The 24,011-nt window shown below is 35.1% G+C and carries 20 protein-coding genes; 9 read left to right on the top strand and 11 right to left on the bottom strand.

All coding sequences use genetic code 11. The annotated features are described in order from the left end of the window. Positions 1–111 precede the first annotated feature (111 nt). From ABWU72_RS06720 to ABWU72_RS06710, 3 genes are read right to left on the bottom strand one after another with little or no spacing between them, the layout of a single operon-like run. Positions 112–771, bottom strand: a complete 660-nt coding sequence (locus ABWU72_RS06720) for an amino acid ABC transporter ATP-binding protein (RefSeq protein WP_353283995.1) — start codon at positions 769–771, stop codon at positions 112–114. Continuing rightward, positions 737–1,384: an amino acid ABC transporter permease gene (locus ABWU72_RS06715; protein WP_007548901.1), complete on the bottom strand. Its 648-nt coding sequence runs from the start codon at positions 1,382–1,384 to the stop codon at positions 737–739. The genes ABWU72_RS06720 and ABWU72_RS06715 overlap by 35 nt, the downstream gene beginning before the upstream one ends. After that, positions 1,384–2,118, bottom strand: coding sequence for a substrate-binding periplasmic protein (locus ABWU72_RS06710; RefSeq protein ID WP_155968424.1), 735 nt, complete (start codon positions 2,116–2,118; stop codon positions 1,384–1,386). The genes ABWU72_RS06715 and ABWU72_RS06710 overlap by 1 nt, the downstream gene beginning before the upstream one ends. 125 nt (positions 2,119–2,243) lie before the next feature. Between ABWU72_RS06710 and ABWU72_RS06705 the strand changes: the two genes are divergently transcribed. Beyond that, entirely contained in the window at positions 2,244–2,690 is a 447-nt protein-coding gene (locus ABWU72_RS06705; RefSeq protein WP_155968422.1) for an arginine repressor, read from the top strand. Positions 2,691–2,743: 53 nt separating this feature from the next. On the opposite strand, the gene tatC is transcribed toward ABWU72_RS06705, so the two are convergent. The 3 genes from tatC to ABWU72_RS06690 all read right to left on the bottom strand — a co-directional run bounded on the left by tatC (position 2,744) and on the right by ABWU72_RS06690 (position 5,134). After that, the gene (tatC, locus tag ABWU72_RS06700) at positions 2,744–3,505 is read right to left on the bottom strand and encodes a twin-arginine translocase subunit TatC (protein ID WP_012673114.1); all 762 of its coding nucleotides are present in this window, start codon (positions 3,503–3,505) and stop codon (positions 2,744–2,746) included. Then, on the bottom strand, positions 3,502–4,590 hold the full coding sequence (locus tag ABWU72_RS06695) for a type I glyceraldehyde-3-phosphate dehydrogenase (RefSeq protein WP_353284069.1): 1,089 nt from the start codon (positions 4,588–4,590) through the stop codon (positions 3,502–3,504). The genes tatC and ABWU72_RS06695 overlap by 4 nt, the downstream gene beginning before the upstream one ends. Positions 4,591–4,957: 367 nt before the next feature. Then, positions 4,958–5,134 (bottom strand): hypothetical protein, encoded by a 177-nt coding sequence (locus ABWU72_RS06690; RefSeq protein WP_155968420.1) that lies wholly within the window; start codon positions 5,132–5,134, stop codon positions 4,958–4,960. Between the two features lie 869 nt (positions 5,135–6,003). Here ABWU72_RS06690 and ABWU72_RS06685 point away from each other — a divergent pair. After that, a complete protein-coding gene (locus ABWU72_RS06685) occupies positions 6,004–6,543 on the top strand; it encodes an HK97 family phage prohead protease (RefSeq protein WP_213863521.1) in 540 nt (179 codons plus the stop codon). Between the two features lie 254 nt (positions 6,544–6,797). After that, complete coding sequence (locus tag ABWU72_RS06680) at positions 6,798–7,001, top strand: hypothetical protein (RefSeq protein WP_353283994.1); 204 nt, start codon at positions 6,798–6,800, stop codon at positions 6,999–7,001. Here ABWU72_RS06680 and ABWU72_RS06675 read toward each other — a convergent pair. Further along, positions 6,994–7,820, bottom strand: a protein-coding gene (locus ABWU72_RS06675) for an IS5 family transposase (RefSeq protein WP_236515026.1) whose coding sequence is annotated in 2 segments (ribosomal slippage) — positions 6,994–7,433 and positions 7,433–7,820 — 828 coding nt in all. Because the reading frame shifts where the segments join, the coding sequence is not laid out codon by codon here. The genes ABWU72_RS06680 and ABWU72_RS06675 overlap by 8 nt on opposite strands. A 201-nt stretch (positions 7,821–8,021) precedes the next feature. Between ABWU72_RS06675 and ABWU72_RS06670 the strand changes: the two genes are divergently transcribed. Then, complete coding sequence (locus tag ABWU72_RS06670; RefSeq protein WP_353283993.1) at positions 8,022–9,419, top strand: hypothetical protein; 1,398 nt, start codon at positions 8,022–8,024, stop codon at positions 9,417–9,419. On the opposite strand, the gene ABWU72_RS06665 is transcribed toward ABWU72_RS06670, so the two are convergent. Together ABWU72_RS06665 and ABWU72_RS06660 are read right to left on the bottom strand one after the other, a co-directional pair. Next, entirely contained in the window at positions 9,403–10,575 is a 1,173-nt protein-coding gene (locus ABWU72_RS06665) for a CCA tRNA nucleotidyltransferase (RefSeq protein WP_155968416.1), read from the bottom strand. The genes ABWU72_RS06670 and ABWU72_RS06665 overlap by 17 nt on opposite strands. A gap of 75 nt (positions 10,576–10,650) precedes the next feature. Beyond that, positions 10,651–11,553: a hypothetical protein gene (locus ABWU72_RS06660; RefSeq protein ID WP_155968414.1), complete on the bottom strand. Its 903-nt coding sequence runs from the start codon at positions 11,551–11,553 to the stop codon at positions 10,651–10,653. A gap of 118 nt (positions 11,554–11,671) precedes the next feature. On the opposite strand from ABWU72_RS06660, the gene ychF reads away from it, so the two are divergent. From ychF to ABWU72_RS06635, 5 genes are all read left to right on the top strand, one after another. Beyond that, entirely contained in the window at positions 11,672–12,766 is a 1,095-nt protein-coding gene (gene ychF, locus ABWU72_RS06655; RefSeq protein WP_155968412.1) for a redox-regulated ATPase YchF, read from the top strand. 465 nt (positions 12,767–13,231) lie between these two features. Beyond that, positions 13,232–14,425 (top strand): ankyrin repeat domain-containing protein, encoded by a 1,194-nt coding sequence (locus tag ABWU72_RS06650; protein WP_196770133.1) that lies wholly within the window; start codon positions 13,232–13,234, stop codon positions 14,423–14,425. Further along, the gene (locus tag ABWU72_RS06645) at positions 14,418–16,223 is read left to right on the top strand and encodes a pentapeptide repeat-containing protein (RefSeq protein ID WP_155968408.1); all 1,806 of its coding nucleotides are present in this window, start codon (positions 14,418–14,420) and stop codon (positions 16,221–16,223) included. Before ABWU72_RS06650 ends, ABWU72_RS06645 begins: the two co-directional genes overlap by 8 nt. Next, complete coding sequence (gene gmk, locus ABWU72_RS06640; protein ID WP_155968406.1) at positions 16,207–16,812, top strand: guanylate kinase; 606 nt, start codon at positions 16,207–16,209, stop codon at positions 16,810–16,812. Before ABWU72_RS06645 ends, gmk begins: the two co-directional genes overlap by 17 nt. Before the next feature lie 294 nt (positions 16,813–17,106). Continuing rightward, positions 17,107–19,950 carry an ankyrin repeat domain-containing protein gene (locus ABWU72_RS06635; RefSeq protein ID WP_353283992.1) on the top strand — a complete coding sequence of 948 codons (2,844 nt, stop codon included), beginning with the start codon at positions 17,107–17,109 and terminating at the stop codon, positions 19,948–19,950. Here ABWU72_RS06635 and sdhA read toward each other — a convergent pair. Together sdhA and gltX are read right to left on the bottom strand one after the other, a co-directional pair. Further along, positions 19,922–21,721, bottom strand: coding sequence for a succinate dehydrogenase flavoprotein subunit (gene sdhA, locus ABWU72_RS06630; RefSeq protein WP_044471210.1), 1,800 nt, complete (start codon positions 21,719–21,721; stop codon positions 19,922–19,924). The genes ABWU72_RS06635 and sdhA overlap by 29 nt on opposite strands. 763 nt (positions 21,722–22,484) lie before the next feature. After that, positions 22,485–23,906: a glutamate--tRNA ligase gene (gene gltX / locus ABWU72_RS06625; RefSeq protein WP_213863562.1), complete on the bottom strand. Its 1,422-nt coding sequence runs from the start codon at positions 23,904–23,906 to the stop codon at positions 22,485–22,487. Positions 23,907–24,011 lie beyond the last annotated feature (105 nt).

The following is a 24,011-nucleotide window of genomic DNA, read 5'->3' as shown; positions in this document are numbered from 1 at the left end:
TTTTTAGCATTGCTTCTTACATTATGTAATTTTGTTTTCCATAATGTATATTATGTAATTTTCGATGCTAAAATCTGTTATAGCTCTCAGTATGATATGAGTGATTCTCTTTTAATAATTATTTTTTAAATAGTTTGTTGGTTCATCAATTTCTTTAGGATTGATATCTACAATTATTTTTCCGTTTTTTAACAGAATAATCCGATCTGATATTTTTGTTAAAAAATCCAAATTGTGAGAAGCGATAATCATAGTAATACCCATATCTCTAACTGATTGTAATAGTTCCACAACGTCGACTATTGTTGCTACATCTAAACCAGACGTTGGCTCATCGCATAATAGAATCCTTGGATTCATCATTAAGCTTCTGGCAAGCGCAACCCGCTGTTTTTGCCCACCGGATAGATTACTAGGGTAATCATTTTTTTTAGAGGCAATACCCAAAGACTCAAGTAGTGAATCACTTTGATCCTGAGTTTTGTTTTTAAGTTTGGGAGCATATGTAAGATTTTCCCAGACAGTCATATGTGGGAAAAGTTGAAAATCCTGAAATACAAAACCAGTACTATCATTGCATTCAATGCTACCAGAATCTAAAACTTCGAGTTTTTGTATACAACGTAACAATGTTGATTTACCACTACCAGAAGGACCAGCAAGACCAACTATAGATTGTTCTATAATCAGGTTAATATTATTAAGTACTGGAACATTATTAAATAATTTACAAACATTATGCATTTTTATCATATATACCTTTCTGTTCAATCTTTTTGCCTATATATTCAATTAGTAATACAAGAGCGTAATAATAAGCCCCAGCAAGACAAAGTGGTATAAAATAAGTAAATTGTTCTGCTGCAAGCATTTGCGCAGAGCGCATAATATCAACACCACCAATAGTAGAGATTAATGCCGTTTCTTTAAGGAGTGCAATGATCTCATTTATCATTGCAGGAAGAATATTTTTAATAACTTGTGGTAATATAATATCTCTCCACATATAGAAACTAGGTATTTGTAAAGTTTTAGCTGCTTCAAACTGGTTTTTTGATATAGTTTCAATACCAGCTCGTAAAATCTCAGCAATATAAGCACAGCTATTTAGACCAAATGCTATAATGCCAGCACTAAATATGTTTAATTTAATTCCTGCAATGGTTGGAGTCATAAAATAAACAACACTTAACTGTAATATAAGGGGGGTGCCACGTATTACAGATATAATTCCATTAATTAATGGAATACAGATCTTATTATATCTGAGTACTGAAAATAACCCTCCTAGACTCATACCTAAAAGCAGTCCTCCAATCAATAATTTTAAAGTAAAGGCAAGGCCTGTTCCAACAAACAAGAAATTAGAAATTAATTCTTGCATCAGTTATCTCCTAGCCATTTTTCTGCTATCTTTTGTATTACACCTTTACTTTCTAAACTTTTTAACGCCTCGTTTATTTTATCCTTTAAATCAGATCCTTTATTCACAGCAATAGAATAACCATTATCTGACTTAGCGATGGCTGACCATGATAGACCAGGATTTTTTTTGCTAAATACTTTACCTTGGAATTCATCAATTAGGACGCCATCAACATGACCAGACTTCAATGCTTCTACAGCTTGATTATTATTGTCTATAGCAATAATTTGAGCTGTTGTAGGAACATGCTCTTTTAGCCAAATTTCCATGACAGTTCCTAGTTGAACGGCTATCTTCTTGTGAGTTAAATTGTTTATACCGGCTATGGGTTTATTTTTGTGATATAGAATACCAAATTCCCCTGTATAATAACTATTTGAAAAATCAAAATTTTTTTCACGCTCTTCTGTACTACCAATAGTAGATATAGCAGCATCTACAGAATTACTTTGTAATGCTGCAAATATAGCACTAAACTGCATATCTTTAAACATTGCTTCTTTACCTAACTCTTTTGCTACTAATTGAGCAAGCTCAATGTCAAAGCCAGTAAATTTACCATTTTCATAATATTCAAAAGGTGGATAATCTGCAGAAATTGCAAATCTAATGATATTATCGTGTTTATCTTCCTTGCATCCTGTTAATAGAATACTTATCACTATAATAGCATTTAAAATATATTTTTTCATATTACTAATTTATATTCATATTTTATTCATCTTATGAATATAGACATTAAAAATTGAATAGTCAAGAAATAATGAATATAATTTCAAATATACTTATTACATATTCAATATGAGGAAAATGCATAATGCATGACAACACACTAGGTGAACATATTTTAAATATTATTCAAAATCATGAAATTTTAGAGCAGAGCGATTTACAGACCTTGCTTAAAGAAAGAGGGCACAACATTCCTCAGGCTACTTTATCAAGGAAATTAAAAAAACTTAAAATTGCCAAAGTTGCTGGTGTATATAAAGTAATCGATATCAACCAGTATCAATTACCATTGATACTTAATATGCAAATTTCGGATTTTGGTTTAATAGTACTACATACCCAACCAGGACAAGCTAGCAGTCTAGCTTACTTTTTAGATAAGAAGTATGTGCTAAATAGTAGCAACAACATAGGAATTATAGGAACTATAGCAGGTGATGATACAGTATTATTGATCATCAAAAGTAAGGCTGAACTTAACAAAGTATTACAATCAATTTATGAAACATTTCCATATTTAAGTCCTGAATAAGAATGTTGTAAGTTAAAAATGTGATATAAAGGAGATAAGAGGGATTCCTTTGTTTAAATCTTTGTCTTCTTTTTTTCAATATACCTACATATCAGAATGGACAATTCATATAGAATCAGCATAGGTATTGCAAGCCCTACTTGGCTTAATACATCAGGTGGAGTTAAGATTGCAGCGATAATAAAAATTACCACTATCGCGATTCTGCGTTTATTTGACAAACTTTGTGTAGTGAGTAACCCTACTCTCACCATTAATGTGAGTATTACTGGAATTTGAAATGCAGTGCCAAAAGCAAACATAAATTGGAGAACGAGGTCTAAATATTCGCTAACTGATGGCATAAACTCTATTGGTATACCGAAAGATTTCCCACTATGTTCAAAAGTGATGAAAAACTTCCAGGCTAAAGGAAATATATAGTAATAGACTACAGTAGCTCCCGTTACAAATAAAACCGGTGTTGCAATCAAGTATGGCAACAACACTGCCCTTTCACTTTTATATAACCCAGGTGCTAAGAACATATAAAATTGCCATGCAAACACAGGAAAAGAAAACAAAAGTGCGCTCATTATTGCAACTTGGAGATACACAAAAAATGCCTCTGTTAAGTCTGTGTAAATTAAAGAAAAACCTTCGCTACCTTTTGTTGCTTCTATTAAAGGTGCGAGTAAAAAACGGTATATATTTTCCTTAAAGTAATAACAAAAACCAAAAGCAACGCAAAAAAATAGAAAGCAAAAGATAACTCTTTTTCTGAGTTCCGCAAAGTGCTCATAAAATGAGGCGTATTTGTTTGAGTTCCAGTTCATACTTTACTATAGCTCAATAATGCTATGTCTAACATTCTCAGCGAAAAAGCCCACTCATTGTCATACCACGCTGCAACCCTGCATATATCACCTGTAACATATGTACCAGTTAAATCCACAATTGCACTATAAGGGTTATGCACAAAATCTATTGAGACTAAAGGTTCCTCGCATATAGAAAGTACATTTGACATTGGATAACCCTCTGTCATCCTAGTACCCTCTGATGTCATCCGAGTAGCTGACACTGGATTAGATTCCAGCGTCACGCGCTGGAATGACGTAGAGGAGAGAGCTGCATCCTTAAACATTTCATTGATTTCTTTAACGGTCGCTTTCTTATCAGTCGTAAATGTAAAATCAACCATAGAAACATTGCTAACCGGAACTCTGACGGCAGTGCCATCTAGCTTTCCCTTTAATTCAGGAATTACAGAACCGATTGTTTTTGCTGCCCCGGTTGTAGTTGGCACCATAGATAATCCGCAAGCCCTTGCTCTACGCAAATCTTTATGATTACCATCAAGAACATTTTGATCATTCGTGTAGGCATGTATAGTAGTCATAAAACCGCTTTTTATACCTAAACTGGAGTGTAGGACTTTCACAATCGGAGCAAGGCAATTTGTAGTGCAAGAACCTGCTGATATCACTTTATGCTCTTTTTCGAGCATATCGTCATTCACACCATAAACTATAGTGACATCAGCATCCGGAACTGGAGCAGAGACAATTACTTTCTCTGCATTGTGCCTTATTGCTTCTTCAAGTTTATTGAATGCACCAGTACATTCAAGTATTACATCAACATTCCAAGGAATATTTTCAGGATTCCGTTCTCTATATAAAGAAAACTTTTTGCCATTTATAGAAATCCAATTTTGAGACTCATTAAAATCAATATCACCACTGAATTTGCCATGAACAGAATCATATTTAATCAAATGTGCATGCTGCTCAGCACCGAGCGATCCATTGACAGCTACAACTTCTATTTGTTTGCTATATTCTTCTATTTCGAAAATAGCACGCAATACGCCTCTGCCTATTCTACCCAGACCATTAATTCCTACGCGAACCGTCATCTCTTCATTCAAAAAATTTAATTATAGAGGATATCACTTGATATTTCATTCTATTCTTTTGCTTTTCTATCGATATGAACATTATAGCAAGGAGACAGGGCTAAAAACTTGCTTGACAAACTCCGCCAGCGCCCTTATCATGAAACTGAAGCTATTGTATTTGCTTTCGCCAATCTGCAGATTAAAAGGTAAGGATTACTTAATGTATCGGCGTCTTATGTTCAATTTTTTGCAGTATATAGATACTGTATGTCTTTACAAAACTTCATCTACATCTAGATTTTTATCTAAATAAGCTGAACGCGCTTATAAAGCGTTACAAGACATCAAAAAATGCCAATACTCGACAGAGATAGTAAAAGACTAGCTAACTCGGGGATTCTTTGTCTTTTTTTCTGCTTAGTAAATTTCTTAAACGTTTGCAGCGTAAGTTAGTTGCAATTAAAAGCAGCTGAATTTCGCTTGTCAAACGTTTAAAACATAAAAAACGCCAATATTTTAAAGCAGATAATAACCCCAGGGCTTCTTTTGCCTTTTTTTTCATTTGGTAAATTTCTTAATGTTTATGGCTAAACGACAACCGTCATCCCGCTGCTTGTTAGCGGGATCTATGTTAAGGTATGACGGTTAAGTAAGGGATCTATGTTAAGAGATACCGCGAATGAATCGCGGTATGACGGTTCGTGGCGGCGTGACGATAACCTCGTCATCCCGCTGCTTGTTAGCGGGATCTATGTTAAGGTATGACGGTTAAGTAAGGGATCTATGTTAAGAGATACCGCGAATGAATCGCGGTATGACGGTTCGTGGCGGCGTGACGATAACCTCGTCATCCCGCTGCTTGTTAGCGGGATCTATGTTAAGGTATGACGGTTAAGTAAGGGATCTATGTTAAGAGATACCGCGAATGAATCGCGGTATGACGGTTCGTGGCGGCGTGACGATAACCTCGTCATCCCGCTGCTTGTTAGCAGGATCTATGTTAAGGTATGACGGTTAAGTAAGGGATCTATGTTAAGAGATACCGCGAATGAATCGCGGTATGACGGTTAAGTAGGGTGTCATCCCAGTGCCCAGACACTGGGATCCAGGAATTTTATTAAGTTGGTAAGCATAAAAGTAGCCGTTTTACGTTACAATACAATGTTTTGATGATTATGGAAAGGCTGGATCCCAGTGTCAAGCACTGGGATGACAAAAAAAGGAGGCTACTCGGATGACAGGAGAAGGTACTGCCGTCATAAAGGAACCAGTTTCAGCTACTTTCATGACATCGTTGTAACATTGTACCATATTACAATTTAGCGTTTTTAGTAACTAAGAAAAGTGCTTCCCCCTTTTAGAGCACTGCATATAATAGAATTATATCGCAGTGCATTGCGAAACAAAATTCCCAATACTACAGGAGGCTTTATGAATAAGAAATTTCTCTATTCACCATTGTCAATAAAAAGCATAGGAGAAAACGGTGTATTTTCTGGTTATGCTAGCGTTTTTAATATAGTTGATAAACAAAATGATCTGATATTGCCTGGAGCATTTAAGGAAAATTTAAATAGAAATAAAATAAAACTCCTTTGGCAGCATAATCCTGACGAACCTATAGGTAGTATCATAGATATTTACGAAAATGATGTTGGTCTATATATAATTGCACATTTACTTTTGGGTATTCAGAAAGCAGAAGAAGTGTATTTGATGCTCAAAACTGGGGCAATTAACGGACTTTCCATCGGCTATATACCTATAGAGTATGATGTTGATCATAAAAGTGGAGCTAGAGTGTTAAAACAAGTGGAATTATGGGAAGTCAGTTTGGTCACTTTTCCTGCAAACTTGGCTGCTCAGGTAATCAATGTGAAAAATCAGAACAATGAACAGGAAATGTTAGCAAGAGCGATAGAAAAAGCAAATGCTGTACTTACAAACACGTGTATTTCTGCTTATAGCTAAAGTGACTTGGTTTACCGATAATTTGAAAAACAAAAATTCGTCATCCCGCTACTTGTTAGCGGGATCTAGAGATACCGCGGCGGTATGACGTAGGAAAACTTTTCTTGGATTAGCTATAAAGTGTATTAGGTGGGCAAAGACTTTACCATAATTTGACACCTGCGTTAGTATTTATTTAACATTTACACTAACATATATAACTTTATCACTGTTAAAATTTTCTGTAAATTAAAGTTAAAAAACAAGGTAATTTTATGCCAAATATTAATAATACGGCTAATTATGAAATTAATGTTAAACGAAAGGAAAAAAAATACAGTTGGTCTACTGTATTTGCTTGGTTGTTTCTAAAAACGATTGGACGAATATTGCCCAAGAGATGGAATAGATGGGCAGAAAATATTTTGTACTACGATAAAACTACTGCAAACAATAGACTTCTTTCAAAATTCATGTAGGGAGCTCAAAATTGTGAATTGCAGCAATCAAATTAAACCTTAAACCAAAACGTTTTCGTCGGTTTCTATACCTGTCCGAGATGATTTTAAACCTTTTCAATAAGCCAATTACGTTTTCAACAATTGCCCTTTGGCTCATAAGTGCTCTGTTCTCTTTTTTTTGTTCTTTGCTTAACGGATTCTTTTTCGTTTTCATGTGCGGTAATACAACATTTTTGTGTATCTTCTGCATTCCCCTGTAGCCGGCATCAGCTAAGATTTTAGTTTGCGGCAATACTGCTACCTTTGATTCTCTAAACATCCGAAAATCGTGTTTTCTACCATTCGAGAAAGATGTGCATATGACTTTTTTACTCTTCCTCTCTGTTACTATTTGTGTTTTTATAGTATGCCTTTTTTTCTTTCCAGAGTAGAAGGGCTTTTGCTTTTTTTTGGTCTCTCTACTGGCGTTTCAGTTCCATCTATTACTAAAACTTCATATTCTACATCACTCTTTAATAGCTCTTTTTTTCCTGGTAATGCAAAATCTGGATGTTTTATTAATATGTCTTCTACCCATCTTATTATTTTAAAACTGTTACTTTCACTCATGCCATAGCTTTGCCCAATATGAAAATATGTACGATATTCTCTTATATATTCCAGTGCCATAAGTAGCCTTTCTTCTATGCAAAGTTTACTTTTTCTTCCACTTCTAGCTTTTTTTCTTTTATCCTCCACTTCTAGAATTTCTACCATTTGCTCAAATGTTGCTTTTTTTACCCCTGTTAAACGTCGAAACTTTTCTCCTTCTAACTTTTCTATTTCCTTATATTTCATGCTTTCAAATACTTCATCTTACACTCCCTCTAACAATTTTGAAAGAAGTCTAATGAAGTTCAAACTGATGCTTTTAAGACAATAGATGGAAGTGTTCAAGTTGACTTAAAACCTGAAGTAGCAGTAAGAGAGAGCCAAAGTGGAGTAATAAGTAAGGATGGAGAGGTTCAAACTAATAAAGTAACATTTCACGATATAGCAATGCAGACCGAATACGTCGAAACAACGGATAAAAATAGTGATCAAGCACAGCAGGTTGAAGACTTACAATCAAAAAATGGCTTATTGGAAGTGAAAATTGAAGAATTGCGATCTATAATCATAAGGCTTAAAGCGGACTTACAATCAAAAAATAGCTCGTTAAAAAAGGAAAATAGAGAATTGCAATCTATAATTATAAGACTTAAAAAGAATTATAGAGAATTGGTAGAAGTTACAGATAAACAAGAGAAAGAGCTTTTAGTAAAGTTGAAGGCAAAATCTGAGATGATAGGGTGCCAGGGAAGAGAATTAACTGAACTCAGAGCAGAATTTACCAATAAAATAAACGAGCTTTTTGAAAGGGTGGAAGAAGTCAGGAAAGAAAAATCGAAGAAAAAAAAAGAAGAGTTACAAGAGCAAGTTGAACATCTGAATGCAAAATTAGAAAGAGCAAGAAATGTTGCAATATTTTCTATTGGAGAGCGTACAAAAACACTTGATGAAAATCTGACATTAAAAAATCAACAAATTGAAAGTTCACCAGCTAAAGATGAACAACAAAATGGGAAGTTAACAGAGAAAGATACACAAGGGCAAACAAAAACTAAAGCGCCAGATACAGTGAGTACAGTATCTACTGCAAAATCAACTACTGGTTCTATGAAGTCAAAAATTCCAAAGGGTTTATCTAAGCTTCGTGGGAATGAGAATTGCGATAAATTTTTATCTGATAAAAATAAAGAGTTGAAAAAAAGTTTTTCTGAATTTGAAAAGAAACACTTTTGCCATAACGTGCTTAATGAAACTATAAAGTCTCTATCAAATCAAGATGATGGCAAATTTGAAAGCAGTAAGCTGCTTGAATTATTAGAAAGTAATTTGAAACAATCCGCAAGGGAGATCATAGAAGCTAAGGTTAAAGAAGTTGTCAACGAACATTGTAACATTGGAAAAAATATGGGTAAAGAACTACGAGATGACACGTTAAAAGCCAAGTTGTCACCTTCTGTTAGAAAATGCGTAAAAAAATTAGAATTTAACAAACAAGAAGGGGTAAATAAGATTGTAGACTCTATCTTGCACAGCTTTAATAGCAAGAATAATAATAATAACGACTCAGGAGAATTGCTTAAAGAAATTGTTACAGGAAAATTAACAGAGGCTAAAATGAAATGTTTTTCAAATAAGATTCAAGAGTTACAACTGGCATTAAGCATAAGAGATAAATTTTTATCTCCAGATCAGGGAATGTGTAATCAAACTCAAGGAGGAGTAAACGAATATCAATTAACAGAAAAAGCTAAAAAAGAACATATACCTAATTCCTCTATGAGTTCCCCTAATATTGCAAGCATACATTCATTGAACAGTCAGAAAGCAGTTAGAATAGGCTCTTAGCATAAAGCACCAGCTCCTCTTTTGTTAAAGTGTAGGAGCTATCTTCCCAATGTTGTTTTAGCAATTCCAAGTTTCTACCTAAACTTTTTCCTGGCTGGTGACCTATACTTATTAAATCATCGCCAGATAAAGGAAATTTTGGAATATTGAATGTATCAGCAAATGAAATGTATTTGTCAATATTTTCTCCAGACTCAACACCACAAATTTTTATTAAATCACAATATAATTCTCTACCAAATAAAGATATGTATTTTTTTTGCTCTTTTTCTGAGAGTTCTGTTTTGATATCGTTGGATAATAAAAATAACAGCTTTTTCTTTTGCTTGTTTGAAAGACGTAGAAACTTACTTACATATTCTCCAAGACTTAGCCTGTCATTTTTGGTGGTCCTAAGGAGTAACGCTAATTTTACTAGTGCATCAGTGCCGAAAAGAAGTGACGAAGACAGAATTTCGCATTTTACTTCTTTTGGGATAATCTTTTGCAAAACATCAGATTCTTGCATGCTCTTAAGTGTTGGAAAAGGATCATTGCACTCCAGCAATTTAAGTATTTCATCTCTTATTCTCTCTCCAGAGAGGTTTTGAATCATATGCGAATGCTTTTTGCATACGTTTAGTATTTCATCACTCAAATCTCCGACACATATTTTTGCATGAAAACGAAATGCTCTTAAAATACGTAGATAGTCTTCTTTAATTCTATCTTCAGCGTTGCCTATAAAGTTTAACCTTCGCGCTTTTAAGTCCTCTATACCACCAAAGTAGTCATATATATGGCCATGCTTATCTGCATACAGAGCATTAAATGTAAAGTCGCGCCTTGAAGCATCCGCTTGCCAATTATTGGTAAATTCTACTTTTGCATGCCTACCATCACATTTCACATCATGCCTTAGTGTTGTGATCTCAAAAGATCTTTGATTTAGAACCGCAGTGATAGTTCCATGTTTTAAGCCAGTTGGAATAGTTTTAATATTACGGAGTTTTAGCGCTTTAATCGTTTGATTGGGAAGCAAATTAGTAGCTAAATCGATGTCGTGGACATCACGCTGCAAAATTGAGTCTCTCACACACCCGCCGACAAGCCTAGCCTCACCACCAAATTCCTCTATGGCATCAATAATTAAACTAGTCTCATGGTCAACTTGCATTTAGGTTAGTACGTACTGCAAGTTCATATTATATGAAATGCTTGCAAAAGCCCTATATAAAAATATACAGGGCTATTAAGATTTTACAAGTTGTGGTGCTCGTTGTTGATGAAATGGTTCTGCCATCGATTCCTTACCACATCTTAGTAAACTTGAAGGGTTTTGCTGCTCTATGCGCTGCTTTATATCACTAACGCACTGCTCTACAACATCACCAATTTTTCCATCAGCATTTTCTGCCAATAACTTATCAAATCCCTTTTCAACCTCTGCTCTCTCAGAGATATCCTTTGAAAGGTTACAATATTCTAAGATCTCGTCTAGCTGCAGTTTTTTTGCTAATAGGAAATCTTCTTGTTCTTGCTCTTGTTTAAGTTTGGTTTCCTCTTGCAGTTGTTTTGCTAAACTTTTATTTCTATCAAGCAATGGTTCGAAATGCAATCCGCCTTTGTTTATTACATGCACAATACTACTATCATCATAATCAACTTTATTGTATTCACCTGCACTTTTTGAACCTGAATTGTCTATTAATTCATGCAAAGACAGATCTTGGTTATCAACAGTCTGGTTCTCTATAACATGTAGCTTTACCTTATACTTTTCACAAAGTATTCTGCCTTCAACGTCAGGATCACCCCACCTACTGTTACGCATAATGTCTGCTGTATAATCATCTACAGTTTCACTACGGTGCTGGCCATTGTTATCATGACTATTGACAATTGCATTTGTAAACCACTTTGGTGGATTCTTTTGCGCAAATTCTTTACAGTCTTCTCGTAACTGCTCAACAGTAACTTCTATCCCCTTCTGCTGTTCTAGACCTTGTCTGAATGAGTCAAAAAAGCAGCTTCCATTACCAATTGCTTGTCCTACATGGAAATTATCAGGGTAAGAACTACTACTTAAAGAAGTTACTTCACTCTCAACATCAAGGAAATCACTTGGTAGTTTCCGTTCCTCAGCTGTAGTCATAGTTTTTACCTTAATTTAAGCTATATGTTACTATACCAACAAAATTATTAATAAGCAACTAATTAAGTATAGCAGAAATTTTTAAATTATGCAATAGTTATAACTTTAAATAGCAAATATGAGCTTTAACTGTGGTATAGTTGGGTTACCAAACATAGGAAAATCAACCTTATTTAATGCGCTTACAGAGTCAAGTGCAGCCGAAGCTGCAAATTATCCTTTTTGCACAATCGAGCCAAATATAGGCAAGATTTCGATAAAAGATCAACGTTTGAAACAAATCGCAGCAATTGCAGGCTCAGAGAAGGTAATCTACAACCAATTAGAAGTTGTAGATATTGCAGGTCTGGTAAAGGGTGCGAGTAAAGGTGAAGGGCTCGGCAATAAATTTTTAAGCCATATCAGAGAAGTTGATGCCATCGTTCATCTGCTCAGGTGCTTTACGGATGACGATATCAGCCATGTACACAGTAAAATAGATCCAATATCAGATGCTGAAGTGGTAGAAATGGAATTAATCCTAGCTGATATTGATAGCATAGAAAAAAGGCTTCCTCAATTGGAAAAGAAAGCAAAGCAAGGTGATAAAGAGCTAAAGAGACAACTTGAATTAATGCAAGAGGTACTGGCTACTTTAAAATCAGGTAGACCTGCAAGAAGTTTGGAGAATATCGATGGAGATGAGATGAAGTTGCTTCAATTGCTGACAACAAAGCCCGTTATGTACGTTTGCAATGTTGAAGATACAAATGTTATAACTGGCAATGAATTATCTAAAAAGGTAGAGAGAATGGCAGAGGAAAATAAAAGCAAATTTTATTGCATTTCAGCAAAACTCGAAGCAGATATTGCAAATCTTGATAGTGAAGAGGAAAAACAGAGTTTTTTATCAGAATTTGGCTTACAAGAATCAGGGCTTGATGGAGTAGCGCGTATTATGTATGAAGTGCTGAGTATGATAACTTTCTTTACTGTAGGGCCAAAAGAAGCACGAGCTTGGCCAGTAAAAATAGGGTCAACAGCCGATAAAGCAGCAGGTGTAATCCACACTGATTTTGAGAAAGGCTTTATAAAAGCAGAAACGATAGGCTTTGCAGACTACATAAAGTATGGAAGTGAACCGGCTTGTAAAGACGCAGGAAAAATTCGCTTTGAAGGCAGAGATTACATCGTGCAAGATGGTGATATAATGCACTTTAGGTTTAATGTGTAGCTTTCTGGGGAGCAGTCCTACGTCATACCGCGATTCATTCGCGGTATCTCTGAGCATAGATCCCGCTAACAAGTAGCGGGATGACGGTTGTCAGGGTGTCATGCAAGTAGCTGACACTGGTTCCTTTATGACGGTGTCATTCCAGTCTGGAATCCAGCTTTTAATACAACCCCTCACCAAAAATATTGTGTTTTAACATAAGGTTAGCTACTTTTATACTCACCAACTTAATCTCTAATCAAAATTCCTGGATCCAAGTAGTCAGGGCACTGGGATGACATCCTCCCTAGCGGATTCAAATCACAATGTTCGTACATGACCACTTTGCTTCAATATTTGCGATGCCCCTGAACAGATACAAAAAATCTATTGTTTTTTTATAAATTAAATCCTAAGGCATTTTTTACTGTAGATTAATCATTTGATTATAGTATCATTTTAATTAAGCTTATGCTTGGGATATTTATGAAGAATATTTTATATTTTATATTATTAGCTGTCGTATTCGGATCACCCATCCTGTTTGCCGTAGAGCAGCTTGAAGAAAAGAAAATTGAATCAGTTCATAAAAACGAAAATGTAGGTGTAAGGAAGCAAGATAGCACAAATCAAAAAGATGAGTTGAAAAGCAACGTCGATGCTAAACAAACACAAGAGGCTGAGAGCAAAAGATTAGACGGCACTACCGATAAAGAGAAACTGCAACACAACGAGAACAAAGCTTTCGTGGTTGAAAAAACTATAAGTGAAGGTGAAAGGATTGATAAAGATTTGCCAAATGACCAGCTAGAAGGAAGCACAGACAAATTTGCTCAAAATTTACCAAATGTGGCCAATAAAGAAGTGAATAAAGATTTGAAACCAGAGCCTTTGCCTTTAAGTGCTGATTTAAATGAGAATACAGCTAACCCGCAAAAAAATCTACAAGCTGATCAGAAGATTGATATAAAAGATAATGAACTTTCAAAAAGTGATGCGAGTCAATTATTAGAGGGAAAAAAAGAAAAAGTAGAGAATCAGTTTGAAGAAAAAAAAGTGAAAGAAACAAACAGTAATTCCAAGGACCGCAATAGAGTAAAACCTATAACTAAAAAAGATGAAGAAGAGCAAAGTGAAAAGAAAAGTTTACAAAAATGGACAAAGCTAAACAGAGAACCAATAAAAGAATGGGGTCATAAAGACATACAAAGCAAGTCAATATATAAACGACAATATGATAGCCTTAATGAGCATCTTCCTACAACTGTGTTTATTGATGATTACAGTAAGCAATTTTTTTACTGCATTAAGAAGAACAACTTAACTTGCTTAAGAGGAGTAATAAGTAAGCTAGAAAAAATTGGATTAACAATTCAAGAGATACTAAGGTTTAGAAATAAATTGGGTGATACTCCTCTCATTTATTCAGTTAAACAAGGTGAGGTAGACATAGTGCGCTTTCTCTTATTACAAGGTGCTGATCTTAGAGTAGTTAACAATAATTTTCAATCCCCAATTGATATAGCAATCGAAAAAAAGCAGATCAATATAATAAATGCGATTGCCGAAATGATGCCACATCTTTTGGAGGATAGAAAAATAGACAATAAAGAAAGCTCAGCAATGTACGATTGGGCTGTGAAAACGAAAGAAATACAGTGCGATAAGCAAGATGATTAGATTTTTGATATTAATTTTAGTTGGTCATTTATGTTATGGAAACGAAATAAATGATGAAAAAAATCAGATTAGTGATTTTTTAAATGCTCTGCGTGATGCAAAATACGTATCTTACAGTAAAAAAGACTTTGCTGAATTTTTGGTGCAGTGCCACAAAGAGGGCGTGCCAGAAGATTTTAAGAAAGGTTTTGGTTCTAACTTAAATGGAGCTAATTTTAACCAACTGTACCTAAGTAAATCTGTTTTTGATGGAGTAAGTCTGATTGGTGCTGATTTTTCTAACACCGATTTATCCGACGTGTCTTTCATTGATGTTGATTTACGTGGTGCTAATTTCTCCAATGCTAATTTACATGGCATTAAAATAAAAGGTACAAATTTGAGTTTTACAAAATTTGTTTCTGCAAACTTAACAGATATCGTATTTGATCAGTCTAATGTTAGTTATGCTGATTTTATCAGTTCCGATCTCAAAAAAGTAAGTATGCACAACGTAATTGGTTTGCATACTAATTTCTCGAATGTGAAAATGAATTTCTCCAACTTATCAAACTCGAATGTTAGCCACGTAAATTTTAGTGATAGTGAAATAAACGATACTGTTATGCAGAAAAACAACCTTGATAATGCAAGTTTCTTTGGAGTGGATGCATATAAATTAAAGATACAATTTTCTTCATTAAAAAATGCTAACATATATGGTGCAGAGTTAAAAGAATCAGACTTTACAGGTAGCAATCTTTCCGATGCCTGCCTTAATTCTTCTATCATAATTAACAGTAACTTCGACGAGGCTAATTTAAGCAACACACAAATTTCCTATGTGAATGACGATAATTCAAGTTTTGTTCAATCTATACTAAATGGTTCCAAGATAAAACATGCATATGTTTCTGAAGCAAATCTTCATGATGCTGATTTATCCAATATTGATTTTAGTTTTAGTGAACTGCATCAAGTTAATGTCTCTAATGCTGACATTCGTCACGGAAAGTTTCATAATACTAAAGTTGCAAATTCTAACATGAATGGCTCATTTTTTGACCATTCACTATTCACCTCTGCGAAGATAGAAGATTCAGACCTTTCTACAACTTCAATGTATAAGATAAAAATCCAAGACTCTCAAGTTTATAACAGTACACTTTCTCGCCATAATATTGATTCCAGTGAAATAGAAAATTCAACATTCTTTAATTTATTAGCTGATAATTCGAGTTGGTCCAATTTAAAAGTAACTAATTCAAATTTTATTGAAAGCGATTTCAGATCTTCTTTGCTTCACGCTAATGCCTTTAGGAAAACTAGTTTTTTTCTTAGCAATTTGAGTAATTCAACAATTAGTGATATGTCTTTTCTCTCTTCAAGCATATATAAAAGTTCAGTTGTTGATGCTCACTTAACAGGTTGCAAATTTGATAATTCAATTTTGATTGACAATAAAGGACAGAAAAAACTTGCAGGTTCAGAAAATGCTATAACTTCGATTAAAGATTTGCAAGAGAAAATATCACAGGGTGAAAAATTTAATGTAAATTATTCTTACTTTGAATTTAAGAATATGAATTTAGAAAATGCCGATTTTTCTAATTCAACATTGAGTAGAGCAAAGTTTGTAAACGTTAATTTGAATAAGGCAAATTTTGAAAAAACCGATTTGCGCTATACTGTCTTTGATAATTCTTCTCTTATTGGCACCAACTTATCAAATTCTAATTTAGAAGGTTCTAGCTTTTTAAACTCTGATCCAAAAAGCACCATGTTAAAAAATGCAAAGAAAAATGACCGTAAAAAGTGAGGGCGTATTATTGGTTCTATCCTCCCCTTCTGGAGCTGGAAAAACTACTATATCAGCAAAATTACTTGAGCAATCAACTAATTTAGTTAGGTCTGTTTCTATGACTACACGCAAGCCTCGCCCCGGCGAAATAAATGGAAAAGACTATTTTTTCGTTACCGAAGAAAAATTTCACGAGTTATGCAAAGCTGGCCAAATGCTTGAATACGCCAAAGTTTTTGAGAATTTTTATGGTATACCAAGAAATTTTATAGAGCAAAACTTAAGCAATGGAATAAGCGTTTTACTCAGCATAGACTGGCAAGGAGCATTTCACTTATTCAAGCTCATGAGAAAAAAAGTTGTAAGTATTTTTATACTTCCCCCTTCAATGGAAGAGCTTAGGTTGCGTTTGCAAAAGCGTAATAGTGATGATGCAAGCGAAATAGAGCGCAGATTAGCCGAAGCTCAAAAAGAGATAAGCAAACGTGATAAATATGATTATGTAATAATCAATGATGATATTGATAAAAGTGTAGAAGAGATAAGCTCCATACTAAATAAAGAAAGACTTAAAAAATCAGAAGAAAAACCAAGCCTGGAAGACTGATAAAAACATCAATTTGGATATTTGCAGCTATAGTTTCTTATCCTATTTTAGCCAATAGCACATTTCACAGTTTAGCTATATTTATTATTTTTTAAGATTAAATGGTTAAAATAGTAGCAACTGTTCAAGTGAGGTTTAACTATGACGGCAAATTTTCTCACAGAAATTAATTTTCTGCCTTTCCACCTATATTTTGATCACATATACAACGTTTAGCTCAATTTAAAAGTCAAACTTCTTGGTTGTTAGTTTAGTGCTGACAACTTAAATAGCTTTTAATATTGAGGTTTTAGTATGGGTATAGATATAACTGCACTAACTACTAATGCAGATAAATTAGGTGAATGCATAGATAAAAATAAAAAGCAAGAGCAGGATAGAAAAGACGAACAATTATATGGCATTATAGAGAGAAAGGTAAAAAAAGAAGAACACAAGCGTGAAAAACCAAGAGGTCAAGATGGAACCCTCAAGAAGTGTAAAAGGTTATTTGAGGAAGGTGCTAGCTCTGAAGTACTAACTAAATTAGAAGAATCACTTAGAGAACAAGAAAAATATTATAAGTATTATGTCCAATGCTTTCTTCCGGTATTGAATAGAAAAATATCGAAAGAACTAGACCCTATAAAAAAAGAGGAAATAGGACAAGCAATTTCAGAAATTACTTATAATAGCAGATATTGTTTTACCCACAACCGTAGGGACAGCGAAACAGAGAGTGGCTACGGCAGTGATGTTGAAGATGATCATGAAGTAGAAATAAGCAACGAAATAACAAATAACAATGCTCTACTACTAAAAGCGATCAAAAATGGAAATAACAGGAAATTTAGAAAATATCTAAAAGATTGTACGGATATTAGCAGCATAAAAGCTGAAGAAGGGAAAAATATTTTACACCTCATTGCGTCGTTGGAAAAGAAACAGAAATGCAAGTTTCTGGGTACCCTAATAAAAACGGTCACCAAGGAAGATTTAGCACAACTTGTTGATAGTGAAAATCAGGACGAAAAAACTCCTCTTCAGGTGGCACTAATTAACAAGATAACAAAAGAAAAACATGAGTCTCATACAATCCAAGATAACGATAACACACTTAAGTTTCTTACAAAATTGTTAGAGCATGGGGCCAGCTCTGATAATTTAGGATTATCTACAAAAAAATTACAAGACTTAAAAGAAGAGCAAAAGACATACTATCGTAATTTCTTAGAAAAATTAGCAGAGCAAGGAAAGCAATCTAAATTAAAGCCAGAAATAAGAATCAATACAGAAGCAAAAATTAAAGAAATTATACCACATACCATAAATACTCCAGATAGTAATGATAATTATCTATTACATCCAGTAATTAAAAATAGTGATAAAAAACTTTTTAAAGAACTATTGCAAAAAGGGGCAGATATTAGCCTTAAAGACACAGATGGTAATAATGCTTTACACTTGATTGTTAAACCTGAAACAAAACAAAAACTTGAACTTCTCAATATATTGCTAAAAGCAGGTCAAAAAGAGCAATTTATAAAAGCTGTAAATGATAAAAACAAAGAAGGGCAAACACCGCTCTATCAACTACTCCAGCGCATACAAGAAAAGAGTAAAGAGCCTTCATTGAAAAATAAAATAAAAAATGTAGTAAAAAAAGAATTTAAGGATACTGGCAGGTATAAAACCTTAGAGTTATTTCTACAAAACGGTGCAGATATTACTGTGCAAGATAAAGATGAAAAAAATGCTCTGCACTATATTGCTTCATTCAAAGGAGAACAAAAAGTTGCATGTTTGAAGTTGACTTTAGGTAAGGATGAATTTAGTAAGGCTATAAATGCTGTTAACGGGAAAGAGCAAACACCTCTTCATCAGTTGCTTCAGCATATAAAAGAAAAGAATGAGGATCGATCATGTACAGATAGAAAATTTGAAAAAACAAATAGATATAAAGCCTTAGAGTTATTTTTACAAAACGGTGCAGATATTACTGTGCAAGATAAAGATGGAAAAAATGCTCTGCACTATATTGCTTTACTAAAAGGAGAACAAAAAGTTACATGTTTAGAGTTGATTTCAAATAAAGATGATGCTGTAAATACTACTAACAAGGAAGGGCAAACACCGCTCCATCAGGTACTCCAGCGCATACAAGAAAAGAGTAAAGAACCTTCATTGAAAAATAAAATAAAGAATGTAATAAAAAAAGAATTTAAGGATACTGGCAGGTATAAAACCTTAGAGTTATTTCTACAAAATGGTGCAGATATTACTGTGCAAGATAAAGATGAAAAAAATGCTCTGCACTATATTGCTTCATTCAAAGGAGAACAAAAAGTTACATGTTTAGAGTTGATTTTAAATTCGGTGGAAAAAGAGAAATTTAGTAAAGCTGCAAACGCCGCTAACGAAAAAGAACGCACACCACTACAAGTAGCGCTAATTACTAAGACGACAAAAGATAAACATAATTTGGTCAATCCTAAGAGCCGTGATAACACGATCAAGTTCTGTGTAAAATTATTGCAAAATGGTGTTGACCCAAAGCAGTTAATACTACCCGAAAGATTATGGAGCAAAGAGTATTATAAAACTATAAAAGGAATAGAGAAACCAACGGGTAGAGCGCTTATTCCAGATGATATGAGAACTGAACTGAAGTGCAATTTTGGCAGGAAGTTAAAAGCACGCGATATTGTGAAGTACATCAATAATGTTGCTTGTAAAGCAGTGACAACGCTTGTATTTGCTGCTTTAGCCTGTGCAGCAATATTCAGTGCTTCTCAAGGAATTATTACAATTGCAACTGCCTCATCTATTATAGCAGTTATTGGAGTTTGTTATCTTATTTACTTGAATTTAGAAAATATTTATGAAGGATTTGGAAAAATTAAAGGAAAGTTTACTGAAGAAAAGCAACTTACACTTCAAGATAATGCACCAAAAAATGATACACAATGCAATAACTCTGTTAAAGATATAGAAAATAAGTCCAACGATTTAGAAGAGCAAGAGGTGCAAAAATCATCAAATCAATCAGAGCATACTGAGAGTCCTCCAGACACTAAAATGAGTGCCATATCAATAAAACTCGTTGAAAAATTGTGTAGGGATAGTGTAACTAGTAAACCCTCTTCTCTGGCGCTATGAAATCAATCTCACCGCTCAGAGTTTTTTCAGCCACTTTTTTATAATCAATTTTTACGTTAATTTGCCCTTTCTTTTCTTCAAGCCACGCTATAGTGTGCTTCATCCAGTTTTTGTCATCACGTTCAGGAAAGTCTTCACGAGCATGGGCACCTCTGCTTTCCTCGCGATTAGCTGCGCATTCCATGGTAATAACCGCTTGTGGGATCATGTTAGCAAGCTCCAGTGCTTCAACTAAATCACTATTCCACATCATACTGCGATCCTCAAGTGAAATATCAGGCATCATTTTTGCTACCTTTTTTATAGCTTTTTTGCCTTCTTCTAAAACTTCAGCAACACGGAAAACTGATGCGTATTTTTGCATAGTGTTCTGCATTTCACTGCGTATTTTTGCTACTTTTAGCCCACCGGAGGCAAATCGCATTTTATTAAATCTATCTACTATCCAGTCTGTGCAGTCTGAATGCAATTTTTTATGTGGTGTACCGGATTTTAGCTTCTCTTTTGCTCTGAGCGCTGCAGCTCTACCAAAAACCACAAGATCAAGAAGCGAGTTAGAGCCAAGTCGATTTGCACCGTGCACAGAGACACACGCAGCTTCTCCAATTGCAAATAGTCCATCTACCACTTCTTCCTTACCTTGCTTCAGCGTGATCACTTCTCCATAATAATTGGTTGGAATGCCACCCATGTTATAGTGAACAGTCGGAATGACCGGTATTGGATCTTTAGTGACATCAACTCCAGCAAAAGTTCTTGCGGTTTCGCTAATGCCCGGCAATCTGAGTTTTATTACTTCCGGATCAAGATGCGCTATAGTTAAATACATGTAATCTTTTTTCGGCCCAACTCCCCTTCCCTCTCTAATTTCAATTGTTATTGCACGACTTACCACATCACGGGAAGCTAAATCTTTTGCTTTTGGTGCGTAACGTTCCATAAACTTTTCGCCCTGAGAATTAACGAGATATCCCCCTTCGCCACGGCATCCTTCTGTCATCAAGCACCCTGAGCCATATATTCCTGTTGGATGAAATTGTACAAATTCCATATCTTCAAGTGGTAATCCAGCCCTTACTACCATGCCGTTACCATCACCTGTGCAGGTATGCGCACTTGTTGCAGAGAAATAAACACGTCCATATCCACCTGTTGCTAGCACCACCCTATGCGCGCGAAATCTATGTAATGTGCCGTCGCATAGCGACCAAGCAAGAACTCCGCAGCATGTTTCGCTATCCATAATTAAATCAATCACAAAGTATTCAACAAAAAATTCAGCGTTGAATTTAAGACACTGCTGATATAGAGTGTGAAGGATTGCGTGCCCAGTTTTATCTGCTGCCGCACAAGTGCGCTGCGCTGATTTTCCTTTACCAAAGTGAGTTGTCATTCCACCAAAAGAGCGCTGGTATATTTTGCCATCTTCTGTACGAGAAAAAGGTACGCCAAAATTTTCAAGTTCAATAACAGCTTTAGCAGCGTTTTTACACATATATTCTATTGCATCTTGATCACCAAGCCAGTCTGAACCTTTTATTGTGTCATATGCATGCCAGCGCCAATCGTCTTCACCGATATTACCTAAAGCTGCACTAATTCCGCCTTGTGCTGCAACTGTATGACTTCGTGTAGGGAAAATTTTAGAAATGCAGGCAACTGAAAAATTAGTTGCAGCCATCCCAAGCGTTGCTCTGAGCCCTGCTCCACCTGCACCTACTACTACCACGTCATACTCATGTTCTATGATCTCATACGCTGACTTATCCATATTTACTTATTTTATCATTACAGGCTTATGATATCACAGAAGTAGAAAAAATCTATACAAGTTTTCTATAGTTAAGACGTCATGCCGCCGCGGCGCTAACAAGTAGCGGGATGACAGCAATCCTACGTCATACCGCCGCAGTATCTCAGCCACTAACACGTAGCGGGATGACGAGCTTATTGTCATGCCGCCGCGAACCGTCATACCGCCACGAACCGTCATACCGCGATTCATTCGCGGTATCTCTAGATCCCGCTAACAAGCAGCGGGATGACGATTGTCGTTTAGCTATAAACATTAAGAAATTTACCAAACGAAAAAAAAGGCAAAAGAAGCCCCGTGGTTATTATCCGCTTTAAAATATTGGCGTTTTTTATGTTTTAAACGCTTGACAAGCGAAATTCAGCTGCTTTTAATTGCAACTAACCTACGCTGCAAATGTTTAAGAAATTTACCAAGCAGAAAAAAAGACAAAGAATCCCCGAGTTAGCTAGTCTTTTACTATCTTTGTCGAGTATTGGCATTTTTTGATGTCTTGTAACGCTTTGTAAGCGCGTTCAGCTTATTTAGATAAAAATCTAGATGTAGATGAAGTTTTGTAAAGACATACAGTATCTATATACTGCAAAAAATTAAACATAAGACGCCGATACATTAAGTAATCCTTACCTTTTAATCTGCAGATTGGCGAAAGCAAATACAATAGCTTCACTGTCATGATAAAGGGGCTGGCAAAGCTTGTCAAGAAATTTTCTTATTTCATTTAAATTGCTTGTAACCTTCTTATACACTCATCTTTACCAAGAATCACCATGATATCAATGATTCCAGGTGCATCCATTACTCCAGTTATAGGGGCGCGTAATGAGTGGTATACATCGCTTATTTTCATATCGTGCAATTTTGCACATTCCTTGATCTGAGAAGATAAAAAACCCTTATTCCAATTTTCATCACCGATCTTTGACAGAAATGACGCGAGTAACTTGATTATATCGAGGTTAGATTTGACAATTTGCTCAGCCTCTTCACTTAAATCAAGTGGCGGATCTTGAATATAAAATTTTGCTAAATCCAGCAGTTCAGCCAGGTAATTTGCTCTTTTTTTTAGTTCCGTTAGCCCCTGTAATAAATAGTTCTTTTTTTTGTCAGTTAGAGTATTTTCTCTAAGCATTAGAGTCAGAATATCTTCATTGCTCATATTACTAATATAGTGGTTATTCAAATGCTCCAGTTTTTTGAAATCGAGCCGTGCAGGTGAACGACCAATACTTTCTAAATTAAACCACTCTATTGCTTGCTCATCGCTAATAATCTCATCGTTGCCGTGACTCCAGCCAAGTCTCAGCAAGTAATTACGCATCGCTTTTGGCAATATTCCCATCTTTTCATAATCGCAAACGCTTGTGGCACCATGCCTTTTGGATAGCTTATTCCCATCTTCCCCATGGATAAGCGGCACATGTGCAAAGCGTGGAATGTCAAAATCAAGAGCCTGGTATATTAGCAGATGTTTAAAGGTATTAGTGAGATGGTCAGAACCGCGTATTATATCAGTTATTCCAGCATCATGATCGTCAATTACGACAGCAAAAATATATGTTGGAGTGTTGTCAGAGCGTAAGATCACTATATCATCAAGCTGGTCGCTATTTACTTTGATTTGGCCGTATATTTTATCATCAACAACGATCTCTTGCGAATCTGGCACTTTAAAGCGGACAACTGACCTCACACCCGATGTCATTCCAGCGCGTGACCACATATTTTTCCAGTGTCGGCTACTTGGATGACAAGAAGGAGGTTTTGTAGTACATTTATGCTTGTATATCTTGCCCTCTTCTCTTGCTTTTATTTTCTTTTCTGCAACTTCATCCTCAGGGCAATAACAGTGATACGCCCTACCCTTCTCAACTAAAAGGTTTGCTACTTCTTTATGCCGCTCTATTCTTTTTGACTGATATACTATTTCCCCATCATAGCTCACACCGAGCCATCTTAGCCCTTCTATAATTGCATCAATTGCTTCTTTCGTTGAACGTTTTCTGTCGGTGTCCTCAATTCTTAGCAAAAACCTGCCACCATGATGCTTTGCATAGAGCCAATTGAATAAAGCAGTACGAGCTCCTCCAATGTGCAAAAATCCTGTTGGTGATGGAGCAAATCTCGTGACTATACCTGGCATATTTGTCTGTTACAGTAATGTAAATGATGATAGCTAAAATTTATGTTTGTAACAATTTAGAATTTATTTGTTCTGAGAGATAAAATTTTATTTATTTTTCATAAA

It is taken from the genome of Wolbachia endosymbiont (group A) of Lypha dubia, from assembly GCF_964028575.1.
Classification (GTDB): Bacteria; Pseudomonadota; Alphaproteobacteria; order Rickettsiales; family Anaplasmataceae; genus Wolbachia; species Wolbachia pipientis.
The sequence above is the reverse complement of the archived record's forward strand: the minus strand, read 5'-3'. Positions and strand labels throughout refer to the sequence as shown.